The sequence below is a fragment of the Arthrobacter ginkgonis genome, from assembly GCF_039540195.1.
GTDB classification, from domain to species: domain Bacteria; phylum Actinomycetota; class Actinomycetes; order Actinomycetales; family Micrococcaceae; genus Zafaria; species Zafaria ginkgonis.
Genome location: NZ_BAABEO010000019.1, coordinates 113,292 through 128,893 on the forward strand (window position 1 = coordinate 113,292; position 15,602 = coordinate 128,893).

Below are 15,602 nucleotides of genomic sequence, written 5' to 3' on the forward strand. Positions count from 1 at the left end.
ACGGCTTTTCGGGCAAGTCCGCTGCCGTGGCGGGCGGCGCCGGAACCGGTGCTTTTGCCCTCTCCGCGGCGTAGCCTGACAGCATGGGGCATCGGCACATCCTGTGGTTCGATGAGGTCGGGCTCGGCGACATCGCGCAGGTCGGCGGCAAGAACGCGTCCCTGGGGGAGATGACCCGCACCCTGGCAACGGCCGGCGTGCGGGTTCCGGACGGTTTTGCGACGACCGCCGCCGCCTACCGCACCTTCCTGGCCGCCAACGGGCTCGAGCCCCGGCTCGCGGCCCTGCTCGAGGAACTCCGGGCCGGCCGGGCCGGCCTGCAGGCCACCGGTGCTGCCCTGCGCAGCCTCATCCTTGCCTCCACGCTACCGGAGGCCCTGGCCGGCGCCCTCCGCGAGGCCTACCGCAGCCTGGCCGGGCGTGCCGGCGCGGACCGGCCGGCGGTCGCCGTCCGCTCCAGCGCCACCGCCGAGGACCTGCCGAACGCCAGCTTCGCCGGCCAGCAGGAAACCTACCTGAACATCACCGGGGAGGAGGACCTGCTCCAGGCCTGCCTGCGCTGCTACGCCTCCCTCTTCACCGACCGGGCGATCAGCTACCGGCAGGCGCAGGGTTTCGGCCACCTCGACGTCGCGCTGTCCGTGGGAGTCCAGCGTATGGTCCGCTCCGACGTCGGAGCCGCCGGCGTGATGTTCTCCATCGACCCGGACACCGGGTTCCCGCGCACCGTCGTGGTCAGCGCGGCCTGGGGGCTGGGCGAAACGGTCGTGAAGGGCTCCGTGGACCCTGACCGCTACACCGTCTTCAAGCCACTGCTCGCCCGCCCGGAGGCCGCCCCCATCATCGGCGCCGCCATCGGCGGCAAGGAACGCAAGATGGTCCTGGCCGAGGACGGAAGCACCCTCACGGTCGCCACGAGCCCCGAGGAACGCCGCGCGCAGGTCCTCGACGAGCCGGAGGTCCTCCAACTGGCCCGCTGGGCGGTCGCCGTCGAGGAGCACTACGGCCGCCCGATGGATCTGGAATGGGCGAAGGACGGCGCCACGGGCGAACTCTTTATGGTCCAGGCCCGGCCGGAAACCGTCCAGGCGCGCCGGAGCGGGGACCGGTTCACCGTCCACCACCTCACCGGCAAGGGGCCCGTGCTGCTCACCGGCAGCGCGGTGGGCGAATCGATCGCGGTCGGCGGGGTCTGCCTGGTCCGCAGCCCGGCCGACCTCGCGGACTTCCGCGACGGCGCCATCCTGGTCACCGAGATGACGGACCCCGACTGGGTCCCGGTGATGCGCCGGGCCGCCGGCATCGTCACCGACCATGGCGGCCCCACCAGCCATGCGGCGATCGTCAGCCGCGAACTGGGTGTTCCCGCCGTCGTTGGCACGGGGAACGCCACCGCGGCCCTCGCGGACGGGGACGCGATCACGCTTTCCTGCGCCGAAGGCGAGCGGGGGCGCATCTATGCCGGCGCGCTGGCCTTCGAGACCGAAGACGTGGACCTCGGCGCCCTGCCGCACCCGCGCACGGACGTGATGGTGAACATCGCCGACCCCTCGGCCGCCTTCCGCTGGTGGCGCCTGCCGGCCGCCGGCGTCGGCCTGGCCCGGATGGAATTCATCATCGGCAACCTGATCAAGGCCCACCCGATGGCCCTGGTCCACCCCGAACGCGTCCAGGACGCCGAGGCCCTGCGGCGCATCCGCGAGCTGGCGGCCGGCTTCGCCGACCCGATCGAATACTTCGTCCACACGCTGGCCCAGGGCATTGCCCGGCTGGCCGCCCCCTACCACCCGGGTCCGGCGATCGTGCGCCTGAGCGACTTCAAGTCCAACGAATACGCCCACCTGCTTGGCGGAGAGGGGTTCGAGCGGCCCGAGGAGAACCCCATGCTGGGCTTCCGCGGGGCCTCCCGCTACTACGACGAGCGCTACCGAGCGGGTTTCGAGCTCGAATGCCGCGCCCTGGTGCGGGTGCGCGAGCACCTGGGCTTCACGAACGTGGTGGTCATGGTGCCCTTCTGCCGCACCCCGGGGGAGGCGGACAAGGTCCTTGAGGTGATGGCGGCCAACGGGCTGGAGCGCGGCCGCAACGGCCTGCAGGTCTACGTGATGTGCGAGATCCCCTCCAACGTGGTGCTGGCCGAGGAGTTCGCCAAGCGCTTCGACGGCTTCTCGATCGGTTCCAACGACCTCACCCAGCTGGTCCTCGGCGTCGACCGCGACGCCGAGGACCTGGCGGCGCTGTTCGACGAGCGCGACCCCGCGGTCACCACGATGATCGCCGAGGCCATCCGCAAGGCCCACGCCGCCGGCATCAAGATCGGCATCTGCGGCCAGGGCCCCAGCAACCACCCCGACTTCGCGGCCTTCCTGGTGCGGGAGGGCATCGACTCGATTTCCCTGAACCCGGACAGCTTCCTGCGCACCGTGCGCACGATCGCGGCGGCGGAAGCTCCCGGGCGTTAGGAATCCGCGGGCCCGATCTTCGCCACGGGGCCCGTGGCCGGTGCGGCCGGCGGGGTAAGCACGGAGGCGTAGTCGTGCTCGGTCGAGTACGCCAGGAAGCCCAGGTGAGCCTCGTAGCGGTCCAGCACGTCGTCGATGACCTGCTGGTGGGACAGGCCCACCAGGTCGTAGCCCTCGGAACCGGTCTGGGTGAACACCTCGCCCCGGTAGTAGACGTCCGGCTGGCCGGACATGCGCCCGCCGAACATCGGCACCGGCGCCTCCACGGCCTGGACCTGGTAGTGGAAGTTGCGGTGCTCCGGAATGGCGACCACCAGCGTGGGGCTGGAAATGCCGATGTGATCGTTCGGCGCGAGGTCCAGGGTCGCCTGGTAGCCCTGCTGGGTGAACTCCTTGAGCACATCGGCCAGCGCCGGCTGCGCCGTGCGTTCCATGAACTGGGCCACCTGCCGTTTCGACGGGTAGGAGCGCATCCCCGCCAGCCGCTGGCGCCAGGTGCGTTCGGGCACGTGGCCGCCGTGCGCCGCCGCCGACTGCCGGCGCAGGACCCGGCCCTCGCGCTCGGCCCGTTCCATCCGCAGGGCCTTGGAGAAGGAGGCCATCACCAGGTACGCGATGACGGTCACCGGCAGGGCGAAGATGAGGGTGGCGTGCTCCATGGTGGTCACGCCACCGGCGACCAGCATCGCGATGGTCAGCAGCGCCGTGAGCACCGCCCAGAAGATGCGCAGCCATTTGGCGCCGTCCTGGGACGGGTTCGGGATCGAGGAAGAGAAGTTGGACATCACCATGGCGCCGGAATTGGCGCTGGTCAGGTAGAACAGCAGGCCGGACAGCGTGCCCAGGCCGATCAGGAAGCCGGCGCCGGGGAACATCCCCAACAGGGCGTACCAGCCCTGTTCCGGGCTGTCCATGGCCAGTTGGGCGAACTCCGTGTTCCCGTTCAGGACCTCGTGCATGGCGCTGTTGCCGAAGACGCACACGATCAGGAAGTCGCACAGCACCGGGGCGGTGATGGCGGCGATGACGAACTCGCGCAGCGTCCGGCCACGCGAGATGCGGGCCAGGAACAGGCCCACGAAAGGCCCCCAGGCCAGCCAGAAGGCCCAGAAGAACAGCGTCCAGCTCGCCATCCACTCCGAGCCGCCCTCCTGGTAGGCGAAGGTCTGGAGGGTGCGGTCCGGCAGGGTGAAGATGAACCGGCCGATGTTCTCCACCAGCGAGTTGAGCAGGAACGCGGACTGCCCGGTCACCAGGATGTAGAGCAGCATGGCCGCCGCGCTCCACAGGTTCAGCTCGGAGATCCAGCGGATCCCCTTGTCCACGCCCGAGGTGCAGGCCGCGATGGTCATCACGACGGCGACGACCACCAGTGCGATCTGCAGGGACAGGCCCTGCTGCAGGCCGAACAGCAGGGCGAAGCCGACGTTCAGCAGCACCACGCCGATGCCCATCGACGTGGCCACTCCGAAGACCGTGCCCACCAGGGTGACGATGTCGACGGCGTCGCCGATGCCTCCGCGGACGCGCTTGCCCAGCAGCGGATACAGGGCCGCCCGGATGGACAGCGGCATGCCCCAGCGGTAGGCGAAGTAGCCCATGGCCATGCCAAGCAGCGCGTACATGGACCAGCCGGCCACGCCGTAGTGGAACATGGTCCAGATCACGGCATCCTGGGCGGCGGCGGCCGTTTGGCCAGCGCCCGCCGGCGGGGCCATGTACTGGGTGATGGGGCCGGTCACGGAATAGAAGAGCATGTCGATGCCCACGCCGGCGGCGAACAGCATGGCCACCCAGGTGAAGAGCTTGTACTGCGGACGGGAGTGGTCCGGGCCCAGCCGGACCGATCCCTCCTTGGAGAAGGCGACCCACAGCACGAACACGATCACCACGGTGACGGTGAGCACGTAGAACCAGCCCAGGTTCTCCGCGATCCAGGCGACCACGACGCGCATGGTGGCGGCCGCGTTCGTGGGCATGAGGATCGCCCACACGGAGAAGGCGACGATGATGGCCGAAGCGATGATGAAGACACGCCAGTTGGTCCTGGGGCCGGGCTCCTCGATGAGCTCGGCCGGGGCCTTGCTGAGCTCCCGGCTGGAGACGGGAGGGCGGTTCCCCTCCTCGTCGCCGTTGCGGCGCCGTTCCGTGCCGCCCAGCTGGCGGCGTTGGATCGGCGCCTTTGGCGGCTCGTTCCCTGGGTGGCGCGTGTCTTCCGCTTCGGTCATGCAGTGCTCCTTCGATCGGCAACGGGGGCGGGCCGAGGTCAGGGTGCATGGAAGTCGGCGGCCTTGGTTCCGGAAGGAGGGGGCCGTTCACACTCGGGCATCGTGTCGTGCGGCCTGCCCATCCATTTTAGCCCGGCGCCGGGACCCGCACCGCAGGCCGGGCACCGTAGCAGCAAAGCGTGCCTGCCCCAAGGTTAGGTTGACCTAACAAGTAATGAAAGCGAAACATTACCGTGACATTTTGGAGTAAGGCGAGCCTTAGCTAACGTGATGGGCGTGGCGCATTGCTCACCGCCACGCCCCCTCCTCTCTTCAGAAAGGCGGACATCGCCATGGGACTTCCCGCCATCGCCCCGTACAGCTGGAACGCCGACGCCGACCTCGGCCCCTCCCGGGTCGAGTGGACCGTCGATCCCGCACGGGCCGTCCTGCTGGTCCACGACATGCAGGAGTACTTCGTCGGCGTCTTCGACCGCGGCGACGCGCACGCCCAGATCAACGCCGCCATCCGCAACATCGCGGCACTCAAGGAAGCCGCCGCTGCCGCCGGCATCCCCGTGGTCTACACCGCCCAGCCGCCGAATCAGGACCCGGCAGAACGGGCGTTGCTGACCGACTTCTGGGGCGCCGGACTCATCGACGACGGCCGCGAACGGATCATCGGCCAGCTCGCTCCCGGCTTGGGTGACGAGGTCCTCACCAAGTGGCGCTACAGTGCGTTCGCCAAGTCCCCGCTGCAGGAGATGCTGGACACCTGGGGCCGGGACCAGTTGCTGATCACTGGCGTCTACGCGCACATCGGCTGCCTGACCACCGCGCTGGACGCCTTCATGCGCGACGTGCAGCCCTTCCTGGTGGCCGACGCCCTGGCCGACTTCTCGCTCGAGGACCACGAGATGGCCGTGCGCTATGCCGCCTCCCGCTGCGCCCAGGTCCACGGCACCTCCACCGTGCTGGCCGGATTGGGTTCGGCGGCCCTCGCGGGCGCCCGGTGACCGCCGTGCAGGCCCCGGTGGAGGACCTTCCGGCGGCCGGGGCACCCCTGGTCGTGGTGACCGGGGCCGCCGGTGGCCTGGGCAGCGCCATCGCCGCCACGCTCGAGGCGCAGGGCTACGACGTGCTCCCCGTGGACCGGGCCGGGGACGGCGTCCTGCGGCTGGACCTGGCCGATGCGGCGTCAACCACGGTGCTGCGCGACGCGCTCGCCCACCGCGCCGCCGCCGGGACCCGGGTCCACGGACTGGTCAACGTCGCCGGAGTGCTCGCCACGGGCCGGCTGATGGACCTCGCCGCCGGCGACTGGGACCGGATGCACGCGGTCAACGCCCGCGGCGTCTTCCTGGCGTCGCAGACCGTGGCGCGCGTGATGGTCGCCCAGCAGCCCGCCGACCCGGCGAACGCGCGGGCGATCGTCACCGTCAGCTCCAACGCGGGCAACACTCCGCGCGACGGGCTGGGCGGCTACGCGGCCTCCAAGGCCGCCGCCACCATGGCCACCCGCTCGCTGGCCCTGGAACTGGCCGGGCACGGCATCCGCGCCAACGTCGTCAGCCCCGGCTCCACGGACACCCCGATGCTGCACGCGATGGCCCCGGGCGGAGCCGACGAGGCCGCCCTCGTGGCCGGCGATCCGTCCCGGCACCGCGCCGGCATCCCGCTGGGCCGGATCGCGGTCCCCGCCGACGTCGCCAGCGTCGTCGGCTTCCTGCTCTCCGGCGCGGCCCGCCACATGACCGGGCAGGACCTGACCGTCGACGGCGGAGCCACCTACTAGCCCCGCCGCACCGCCCGGAGCCTCACACCCGAAGCCCCATGCCCCGCAATACCGCCAGGCCCGCTCCGGGCCCGCGCCGCCACGGCGCCGCCGAACCCCTTCTCCCTTCCCGAGGAGCCTTTCGCCATGACTTCACGAACCGCCGCCACGGCCCTGTCCGATCGGGCAGTTCCCGATCCGGCCCTCTCGGATCAGGCCCTGCCTGGTCCGGTTGTGCCCGCCGCGGACCGCCGCGCCGCCGGCTTCCGCTTCGCCTCCTACGGGCGCGCCCTGACCGGACACGGCCTGCGCGCCCGGCTGGACCCCGCCCGTGCCCGGAGCGTCGGGCTGGCAACGGCAGCCCGGGACCTCCTGGCCGACGCCGGACCCGGCGCCGTGCTGGTGGGCATGATCCCCTTTGCCCCGGACGCGGACCCGCACCTCTACATCCCCGACTCGGTCGAGGCCGCCCCGCTGCGCGCCGCCGCATCCTCCTCCGTCTCCGCCTCCTCCACCCCGAATCCCCTGGCCGGACTGGCCGGAGCGGAGAACCCCGGATACCGGGATGCGGTGGCCCGCGCCGTCGAGCGCATCGGCTCCGGGGACCTGTCCAAGGTCGTGCTGGCCCGCAGCCTGGACGCGGTCGCCGGCCGGGACTGGGACGCGGCCGCGGTGTGGGAGCGCCTGCACCGGCAGAACCCGGCCGGGCACAGCTTCATGGTGCGTCTGCCGGACGGCTCCGGAACGGTGGTCGGCAACAGCCCCGAACTGGTCGCCGGCGTCCGCCACGGCCGCCTCTCCAGCCACCCGCTGGCCGGCAGCGCCGCCCGGCAGGAGGACCCCGCCGCGGACCGGGCCACCGCCTCCACGCTGGCGCGATCGGCCAAGGACCTCGCCGAACACGCCTTCGTCGTGGACCACATCCGCACCGCGCTTGAACCGCTGTGCGCCGACCTCGACGTCCCCGCCGTTCCGGACCTGCTGCCCACCGGCCAGCTCTGGCACCTGGGCACCCTGGTGCGCGGCACCCTCCACGAGGGCCTGAACTGCCTCGACGCCGCCCTGGCCGTCCACCCCACCCCCGCCATCTGCGGCACCCCGGTCGGCGCGGCCCGGGCGGCCATCGCCGAACTGGAGCCCGAGGACCGCGGCTTCTACGGCGGCCTGGTGGGCTGGATGGATGCCGACGGGGCAGGCGAATGGGCGCTGCTGCTGCGCAGCGCCGTGCTCACCGGACCGATCGCCCGGCTGCACGCCGGGGCCGGCATCGTCGCCGGCTCCGACCCGGAGGCCGAACACCGCGAAACCGCCACCAAGTTCGGCACCATGCTGGCCGGGCTGGGCATCACCGGGCTGGACATCACCGGAACGGGGGCCAACGCATGAGCGCCGGCACCGGCACCCTCGCCACCGAAACCTTGGCCGGCCAGGCCGTAGCCGCCGACGCCTACGATCCGATGCTGGACGGCGTCGTGCCCTACCCGCGCGACGTCGCCGACCGCTACCTCGCCGCCGGCTACTGGGGCGACCGCACCCTGGACCGCCTGGTGCGCGACACCGCCGCCCGGCGCCCGCACCATCCGGCCGTCATCGACCGTGACCGCACCGCCACCTACGCCGAACTGGTGAAGCGCTTCGACGCCGCGGCCGCCGCGCTGCGCGCCCGCGGAGTGGCGCCGGGGGACCGGGTGCTGATCCACCTGCCCAACGTCCTGGAGTTCTTCGACGCCGTCTACGGCACCATCAGCCTGGGCGCGCTGCCCGTGTTCGCCGTGCACACCCACCGGCACGCCGAGATGGAGCACCTGGCGCAGGCCTCCGGAGCCGTGCTGCTGCTCACCAGCCGCCAGATCCCCGGCCTGGACGCGGACGCGTTCGCCGCCGAGCTCGCCGCCCGGCTGCCCGGCCTGCCGCTCGCCTACGCCGAAGACCTGTGCGCGGAGCACCCGGACGGCGCCGTCCGCGCGGCGGAAACCCCGGCGCCCTGCCCGCGCCCGGCGCACGCGGCGGCGTTCCTGCAGCTCTCCGGCGGCACCACCGGACGGCCCAAGCTGATCCCGCGCACCCACCGCGACTACGCGTACTCGGTGGAGCGCAGCGCCGAGGTCTGCGGGCTGGACGACTCCACCGTGTTCCTGGCCGGCATCCCCCTGGCCCACAACTTCGCCGCCAGCTCCCCGGGCTACATGGGCGTGCTCGCCACCGGCGGCACCGTTGTGGCCGCCCTCAACGGCAGCCCGGACCTGGTCTTCGGGCTCGTCGAACGCCACCGGGTGACCCTGGCCGCGGCCGTCCCGCCGCTCGCGCTGTCCTGGCTGAACTCCCCGGCCCGCTCCCGCTACGACCTCTCCGCCTGGAAGGTCCTCCAGGTGGGCGGGGCCAAGCTGGCCCGCGCCACCGCCGAGCGCATCGAGCCGGAACTGGGCCCGCGGCTGCAGCAGGTGTTCGGCATGGCCGAGGGCCTGGTCTGCTACACCGGACTCGACGACGACGCGGATACCGTCCTGGGCACCCAAGGCCGGCCCATGTCCGACGCCGACGAGGTCCTGGTGCTCGACGACGACGGCCGCCCGGTCCCGGACGGCAGCCCCGGCAACCTGTGGGTCCGCGGCCCGTACACGATCCGCGGCTACTACGGGAACCCGCCGGCGAACGCCGCCTCCTTCACCGAGGACGGCTTCTACGGCTCCGGCGACATCGTCATCCGCCACCCCAACGGGTGCCTGAGCGTCGTCGGCCGGACCAAGGACATCATCAACCGCGGCGGCGAAAAGGTCTCCCCGGACGAGGTCGAGGGCGCCCTGCTGCGCCATCCGGGCGTGCACGACGCCAGCCTGGTCGGCGAACCGGACGAGGCCCTCGGCGAGCGCACCCACGCCTACGTGGTCCCGCGCGCCGGGGCCGAGCCGCCCAAGGCCAAGGCGCTGCGCGCCTGGCTGCGCACCTCCGGCCTGGCCGACCACAAGGTCCCCGACCTGGTCACCGTCGTCGATCGCCTGCCCACCACCCATGTCGGCAAGATCAGCCGCACCACCCTGCGGCCCGCCCCGCGCCTTCCCCAAGGAGAATCATGAGCATCCCCGACACGGACGAATACGACGTCCTGGGTCTTGGCTTCGGGCCCAGCAACATGGCCCTGGCCGCCGCCATCGACGAGCACAACGCCGCCGTCCCCGCCAGCGAGCGGCTCAAGACGCTGTTCCTGGACCGCGCCGCCGGCCCGGAATGGCACCGCAACCTGCTCTTCGAGGACGCCTCGATGCAGGTGGCCTTCGCCAAGGACCTGGCCACGTTCCGCAATCCCACCAGCCCGCTGACCTTCATGAACTTCCTGCGCGAGCAGGGCAGGATCGCTGACTTCTTCAACCGCGGCTCCATGGCCCCGCTGCGCATCGAGTTCGTGGCCTACCTGCGCTGGGCCGCGGCCCGGCTCGCCGGGTACGTGCGCTACTCCAGCGAAGTGGTGCGCATCATCCCGCGCACCGGCGCCGGGCGCATCGGCGGCTACGACGTCGACGTCGTGGACGAGGACGGCCTGCGCACCCTGCGCACCCGCCACCTGGTCCTCGCCGGCGGCCTGCGTCCGGAGCACCCGCAGGGCATCCGCCCGGGGGAGCGGATCTGGCACAGCGCCGAGTTCCTCGAACGCGTCGAACGCCTGGATCCGGAGCGCATCCGCACCGTGGCCGTGGTCGGCGGCGGGCAGAGCGCGGCCGAGGTGATCGGGCAGATGTACCAGCGCTTCCCGCAGGCCCAAGTCCACTCCGTGATCAGCCGCTTCGGGCTGGTCCCCTCCGACGCCTCGCCGTACGCGAACCGCATCTTCGACCCGGGCGCCGTGGACGAGCTCTACGCGGCCGGCCCCGAGGTGCGCGCGGAGATGTACGAACTGCACCGGAACACCAACAATTCGGTGGTCAACCCGGACACCATCCAGGCCCTCTACGACCTGGACTACCGCGACCGCTGGCTCGGCACCCCGCGCCTGCACTGGCACCGCGCCTCGCGCGTGCTGGAGGCCACCGAAAGCGCGCCGGGCCAGACCGCGCCGGCCGCCCCCGTGACGCTGCGCCTGCGTGACGGGCTCACCGGCCGCGACACCGAACTGGCGGCCGACGTCGTCATCCTCGCCACCGGCTACCGGCCGCTGGACCCGGCCACGCTGCTGGGAAGCCACGGCGCCCTGCTGGCCCGGGACGGGGACGGGCGCGTGCGCGCCCGCCGCGACTACAGCGCCGTCACCGCGCTGCCCGACGACGCCAAGCTCTACCTGGTGGGGCAGACCGAACACCAGCACGGGCTCTCCGCCACCCTGCTGTCCAACGTGGCCGTCCGCGCCGGAGAGATCCTGGACTCGCTGCTGGGCAAGCCCGCCGCCGCAGCCCCCGCCACCGCAGAAACCGACACGGCCGCCCCCGCCCTGGCCGGGGCACGGGAAGGAAACCGATGAGCGCCACCGCAACCCGTGAGGGAATCCTCGCCGCCCTGGCCGACACCGCCGGCCTGGACCTGGAGGAACTGGAACCCGGGGACCGGCTCATGGACCTGGGCATCGACTCGATCCGCCTGATGGCCCTGGTGGACGCCTGGCGCCAGGACGGCCTGCCGGTCGACTTCTCCCGCCTGGCTGCCGCCGAGGACCTCGACGAGTTCGTGGCCCTAGTTCTGTCTGCCGGCTAGTTCCGTCCGCCCGCCAATCGCCACCCGCACCCGAAGGAAGAACACCATGAAGGCCCCCTCCACCCGTACCCGCCTCGCCGGCGCCGCGCTCGCTGCCGCCCTCCTGCTCACCGGCTGCGCAGGACAATCAGGGACAGCACAGTCCGGAGCCGAGACGTCCGGCACCACCGGGTCCCAGGCCGCCGCGGCGGGCACCGTCGTCGTCGACAGCGCATTCGGTCCGGTCACCATCCCGGCGACGCCCGAGCGCGTCATCGCCCTCGAGGGCGGGACCGTGCCCGCGGTCGAGGCCGGCATCGTGCCCGTCGCCACCGCCGGCGACGTCTTCGACGACTCCTTCGCCGACGCCGACGACTACGCCCCCGTGGCCGACCTGCCCGCGATCCTCGGCCCCGACGGCTGGGACTACGAGCGGATCGTCGAACTCAAGCCGGACCTGCTGATCGGCTTCGTGCGCGGCGGGGACGATGCCTCCGCCGAGCTCAGCGCCGAGAAGAAGGCCGAATGGGAGAAGCTGAACGCGATCGCCCCGACCGTCTTCATCCGCTCCAACGGGTCCGCCGGGGTGCGCGACGCTTCCCTCACCGTGGCCGAGGCGCTGGGCAACGGCGAGGCGGCGCAGGCGGACAAGGCCGCCTACCTGGCCAAGGTGGAGCAGGTGAAGGCGGACTACGCGGACACGCTGGCGCAGACCTCCTTCGCGGCGCTGGACGCCTACGAGGACGTCACCGTCTACTCCCGGATCTCCTGGATCGGGGCGGTGCTCAACGACCTCGGCGCGCAGTTCCCCGAGGCGGTGGCCGGGGAAACCGCCGAAAACGGCGTGTTCCTGTCCTTCGAGCAGCTCTCCCGCATCGACGACGCCGACGTGGTGCTCTACTCCTCCTACCTGGACGGCAGCTCCGACGCCTTCGACGTGCTCAAGTCCCAGTCGACGTTCGCCGCGCTGCCGGCCGTGAAGGAGGACCGCGCGTTCGCGGTCACCCACTTCTTCCCGGACAACTACGCCACCGCGACCGTTGTGGTCGAGCAGGTCGAAGACATCCTGAAGACCCTCTAGCCATGTCCACGATCCAGCACAGCCCCCGCCCCCGTATCGCCGCCGGGGCCCTGCCGATGAATGGTGCCCTTCCGCTGAACGGCGCCCAGGCAGGCATCGTCCACGCCGAACTGGCCGATCCCGACGCCGTCGACTTCGGCGTAGGCGACGCCGTCGTCTTCCGCGGCGCGCTCGACGCCGGCCTGCTGGCCCGCGCCATCGACGCCACCGTCGCCGAGGTCCCGTGGCTCGGGCACCGCGTCGAGGTCGGCGCGGACGGCAACGGCGGGGACGACGGCGGCACGGCCACCGACGGTACGGCGCGGCTGGTTCCGGCCGCCCCGGTGCCCGGGATCGAGGTGCTGGAGCACCCGGCGGCGCCCGCGGACGCCGCCGGACTGGAGGACTTCATCGGACGTGTCCGGGAGCGCTTCGTGCCCCGGATCCGGCTGGGGGAGCCGCTGCTGTTCCGCCAGGTCCTGCTCGCCTCCGCCCCCGCACCGGACGGAACCCGCACCGCGGTGTGGGTCGTGGCCGCCCACCACGTGCTGACGGACGCCTACGGGATCGTGCTGCTGGTGCGCCGCGCCACCGAACACTACGCCGCCGCGGCCTCCGGCACCGACCCGGGACCCAGCCCCTTCACCGCGCCCGAACCCGTGCTGGAGGAGGAGGCCCGCTACGCCGCGTCCACCGCCCACACCCGCGACCGCGACCACTGGGCCACCCTCCTGGAACCCAACACCGCGGATCCCGCCCACCGCCCCGGCCGCTTCCTGCCGCTGCTCGGCGCCGCCGGAGCCCGCCCAGACCCCGCGGCCCCGCGCCGCCTCGGGCTGACCGGCCGTGCCCTGGAGCTCGGCCGCTACGCCCCCGGCCGCGAAGCCGTCCCAGGAAAGGGCCCCCGCCCAACTGGTCCCCGTGCAACCTGGGCCGACGCCGTCGTCGCCGCCCACGCCCTGGTGCTCACCCGGCTCACCGGCGCCGGCCGCGCCGTCATCGGGCTGCCCGTGATGAACCGCCTCGGCTCCGCCGCCGCGCTGTGCCCGGCCCCGGTGGTCAACGTGCTCCCGCTGGTCGTCGAGGTCGGACCCGCCGACACCGCCGCCGACCTGGTGTCCCGCGTGGCCGCCGCCCGCACCCGGCTGGTCCGCCACGGCCGCTACCGCGCCGAACAGCTCTCCCGCGACCTGCACCTGGTGGGCAGCGGCGAAACGCTCACCGCCACCGAGGTCAACATCAAGGCCTTCGACCAGCACCTCACAGTGCCCGGCGGCACGGTCGAGTTCCACGCCCTCTTCGAGGGCCCGGTGGACGACATCGCGCTGAACGTGCTGCCCGTCCCCGGACGCGACGCGGTGCGCTTCACCCTCACCGCCCCCGGCGCCGAGGTCTCCGCGCAGGACGCCGCCGCGGTGCTGGCCGCCGTCGAGCACGCCTTCGAATCCCTCGCCGCCGCCGAGGACGCCACCCCGCTGGCGCGCCTCGGGCTCACCGGCACCGAAGACACGGTGCTGCACGGCGGCGTGCCCGCCGAGGAGCACCCGCCCACCCTGGAGGAACTGTTCGCCGCCGCCGTCGCGGCTGCCCCGGACGCCCCGGCCCTGCGCACCGCCGAGGAGGCGCTGGACTACCGCGCCCTCGACGCCCGCGCCGCGGCCATCGCCTCCGCCGTCGCCGCCCACGGCTCCACGGCCGGACGCTTCGTCGCCATCGACCTGCCCCGCGGCGCCGACTACGTGGCCGCCATCCTGGCCGCCGCCCGCGCCGGGGCCACCTCGGTCCCGCTGGACCCGCAGGCCCCGCCCGCCCGCAACCGCGGCATCGTGGAGCGCCTCGACGGCCTCGGCGGGCAGCCCGCCGTGGTGCTCGCCACCGACCCCGCCCGCTGGCCGGCCAACCCCGTCGCCACCCCGGCGGACTGGAACCTCCCGGCGGCAGGGGCCGCGGCCCCCGTTTCCTTTGCGCTGGCGCCGCGCGCCACGGCCGCCTACCTGGTCCACACCTCCGGCTCCACCGGCGAACCCAAGGCGGTGGCCGTCTCCCGCGACGCCTTCGCCCACTGGATGTCCTACCACCGCCACGCCGGGTTCCACGGAGCCGTCGGCGAGCGCATCGCCCAGACCCTGCCGCTGCACTTCGACGGTGCGTGGTGCACCCTGATGGGCATCGCGCTGGGACACGAGATCCACCTCTTCTCCCACGAGGAGGCCCGCGACCCCGACGCGCTGGCCGCGGCCGTGGCCGGCCGCCGGCTGACCTGGCTGGACATGACCCCCTCGATGATGGCCCCGCTGCTGGACACCGGGCTGTTCGCCCCCGGACACGGCGTGCGCCGGGTGAGCGTCGGCGGCGAGGGCTGCCCGCAGCCGCTGTGGGAACGGCTGCGCGCCCTGGAGGGGGTCAGCGTCGAAAACCTCTACGGCCCCACCGAGTTCACCGTGGACGCGCTGGTCGCCGACGCCCGAGCCAGCGCGGACGTCGCCGTCGGCCGCCCGCTGCCCGGGCTCACCGCCGTCGTGCTGGACGCGGCGCTGCGCCCGCTGCCGGCCGGCCTGCCCGGCGAGCTGTATCTGGCCGGCCCGCAGGAGGCCCACGGCTACCTCGGCCGTCCGGCCGGGACCGCCGCCCGCTTCATCGCCAACCCGTTCGCCGAGGGCGGGCGGATGTACCGCACCGGGGACCGGGCGGTGCTGGGCCACGACGGGCTGCTGCGCTTCCTGGGCCGCGACGACGGGCAGGTCAAGGTGCGCGGGTACCGCATCGACGTCGGCGAGGTCGAAACCGCGCTGGTCCGGCTGCCCGGCATCGCCCACGCGGTGGTGCGGGTGCGGGGCACCCGTCTGCTCGGCTGGGTGGTGCCCGCGAACGACGCCGGAGCGGCACTCGCCGCCGACCCCGCCGCCTGGCGCGCCGCGCTGGGCGAGCTGTTGCCGGCCCAGATGGTCCCGCACGCCCTGGCCGTGCTGCCGGCGCTGCCGCTCGGTTCCACCGGCAAGCTCGACGAAGCCGCGCTGCCCGAACCGTCCCAGCCGGGTGCCGGGCAGGGCTCCGTGCTGGAGGGGCCGGCGCAGCACGCGGTCGCCGCGGCCATGGCCGCGGCCCTGGGCACCCCGGGCTCCGCGTTGGGGCCGGATGCGGACTTCTTCGCCGAGGGCGGGGACTCCATCACCGCCATCGCCCTGGTCTCCCGCCTGCGCCGCGCCGGCTGGTCCGGCTCCGTGGGCGCCGTCTTCGCCCGGCGCACGGTGGCGGGGATCGCCGAAGACGCCACGCCGCTGCCCGCCGCGGAAGGAACCGGCACCGACGGTTCCGGCCCGTCCCCGGCGTCCGGCCCCGCCGCAACGCCCGCCCCGCCGGTGCAGCTCGTCCAGCTGGACGCGGCCGACCGCAACCGACTCGAATCCATGCTCGGACGCCGCCGCGGCGCCCGCCGCTGA

The 15,602-nt window shown here is 73.1% G+C and carries 10 protein-coding genes; 9 read left to right on the forward strand and 1 reads right to left on the reverse strand.

Annotated elements, in window-relative coordinates:
• Positions 1-83 precede the first annotated feature (83 nt).
• On the forward strand, positions 84-2,462 hold the full coding sequence (ppsA, locus tag ABD912_RS13730; RefSeq protein WP_345151544.1) for a phosphoenolpyruvate synthase: 2,379 nt from the start codon (positions 84-86) through the stop codon (positions 2,460-2,462).
• Here ppsA and betT read toward each other — a convergent pair.
• Complete coding sequence (gene betT, locus ABD912_RS13735) at positions 2,459-4,690, reverse strand: choline BCCT transporter BetT (protein ID WP_345151545.1); 2,232 nt, start codon at positions 4,688-4,690, stop codon at positions 2,459-2,461. The genes ppsA and betT overlap by 4 nt on opposite strands.
• A 332-nt stretch (positions 4,691-5,022) precedes the next feature.
• Here betT and ABD912_RS13740 point away from each other — a divergent pair, with 332 nt between their 5' ends.
• The 8 genes from ABD912_RS13740 (at position 5,023) to ABD912_RS13775 (ending at position 15,602) form a co-directional block, all read left to right on the forward strand.
• Entirely contained in the window at positions 5,023-5,685 is a 663-nt protein-coding gene (locus ABD912_RS13740; RefSeq protein ID WP_345151546.1) for an isochorismatase family protein, read from the forward strand.
• The gene (locus tag ABD912_RS13745) at positions 5,682-6,464 is read left to right on the forward strand and encodes an SDR family oxidoreductase (RefSeq protein WP_345151547.1); all 783 of its coding nucleotides are present in this window, start codon (positions 5,682-5,684) and stop codon (positions 6,462-6,464) included. Before ABD912_RS13740 ends, ABD912_RS13745 begins: the two co-directional genes overlap by 4 nt.
• 126 nt (positions 6,465-6,590) lie before the next feature.
• A complete protein-coding gene (locus tag ABD912_RS13750) occupies positions 6,591-7,829 on the forward strand; it encodes an isochorismate synthase (RefSeq protein WP_345151548.1) in 1,239 nt (412 codons plus the stop codon).
• The gene (locus tag ABD912_RS13755) at positions 7,826-9,517 is read left to right on the forward strand and encodes a (2,3-dihydroxybenzoyl)adenylate synthase (protein ID WP_345151549.1); all 1,692 of its coding nucleotides are present in this window, start codon (positions 7,826-7,828) and stop codon (positions 9,515-9,517) included. Before ABD912_RS13750 ends, ABD912_RS13755 begins: the two co-directional genes overlap by 4 nt.
• Entirely contained in the window at positions 9,514-10,893 is a 1,380-nt protein-coding gene (locus ABD912_RS13760) for a lysine N(6)-hydroxylase/L-ornithine N(5)-oxygenase family protein (protein WP_345151550.1), read from the forward strand. Before ABD912_RS13755 ends, ABD912_RS13760 begins: the two co-directional genes overlap by 4 nt.
• Complete coding sequence (locus ABD912_RS13765) at positions 10,890-11,123, forward strand: phosphopantetheine-binding protein (protein WP_345151551.1); 234 nt, start codon at positions 10,890-10,892, stop codon at positions 11,121-11,123. The genes ABD912_RS13760 and ABD912_RS13765 overlap by 4 nt, the downstream gene beginning before the upstream one ends.
• 46 nt (positions 11,124-11,169) lie before the next feature.
• Positions 11,170-12,183, forward strand: a complete 1,014-nt coding sequence (locus tag ABD912_RS13770) for an ABC transporter substrate-binding protein (protein WP_345151552.1) — start codon at positions 11,170-11,172, stop codon at positions 12,181-12,183.
• A 2-nt stretch (positions 12,184-12,185) separates the two neighbouring features.
• Entirely contained in the window at positions 12,186-15,602 is a 3,417-nt protein-coding gene (locus ABD912_RS13775) for an AMP-binding protein (protein WP_345151553.1), read from the forward strand.

Excerpts from the sequence above, each read along its gene's own strand:
- ABD912_RS13770 (WP_345151552.1), top strand. The coding sequence starts at position 11,170 with ATGAAGGCCCCCTCCACCCGTACCCGCCTCGCCGGCGCCGCGCTCGCT.
- ppsA (WP_345151544.1), top strand. The coding sequence starts at position 84 with ATGGGGCATCGGCACATCCTGTGGTTCGATGAGGTCGGGCTCGGCGAC.
- ABD912_RS13760 (WP_345151550.1), top strand. The coding sequence starts at position 9,514 with ATGAGCATCCCCGACACGGACGAATACGACGTCCTGGGTCTTGGCTTC.
- ABD912_RS13740 (WP_345151546.1), top strand. The coding sequence starts at position 5,023 with ATGGGACTTCCCGCCATCGCCCCGTACAGCTGGAACGCCGACGCCGAC.
- ABD912_RS13755 (WP_345151549.1), top strand. The coding sequence starts at position 7,826 with ATGAGCGCCGGCACCGGCACCCTCGCCACCGAAACCTTGGCCGGCCAG.
- ABD912_RS13775 (WP_345151553.1), top strand. The coding sequence starts at position 12,186 with ATGTCCACGATCCAGCACAGCCCCCGCCCCCGTATCGCCGCCGGGGCC.
- ABD912_RS13750 (WP_345151548.1), top strand. The coding sequence starts at position 6,591 with ATGACTTCACGAACCGCCGCCACGGCCCTGTCCGATCGGGCAGTTCCC.
- ABD912_RS13765 (WP_345151551.1), top strand. The coding sequence starts at position 10,890 with ATGAGCGCCACCGCAACCCGTGAGGGAATCCTCGCCGCCCTGGCCGAC.
- betT (WP_345151545.1), bottom strand. The coding sequence starts at position 4,690 with ATGACCGAAGCGGAAGACACGCGCCACCCAGGGAACGAGCCGCCAAAG.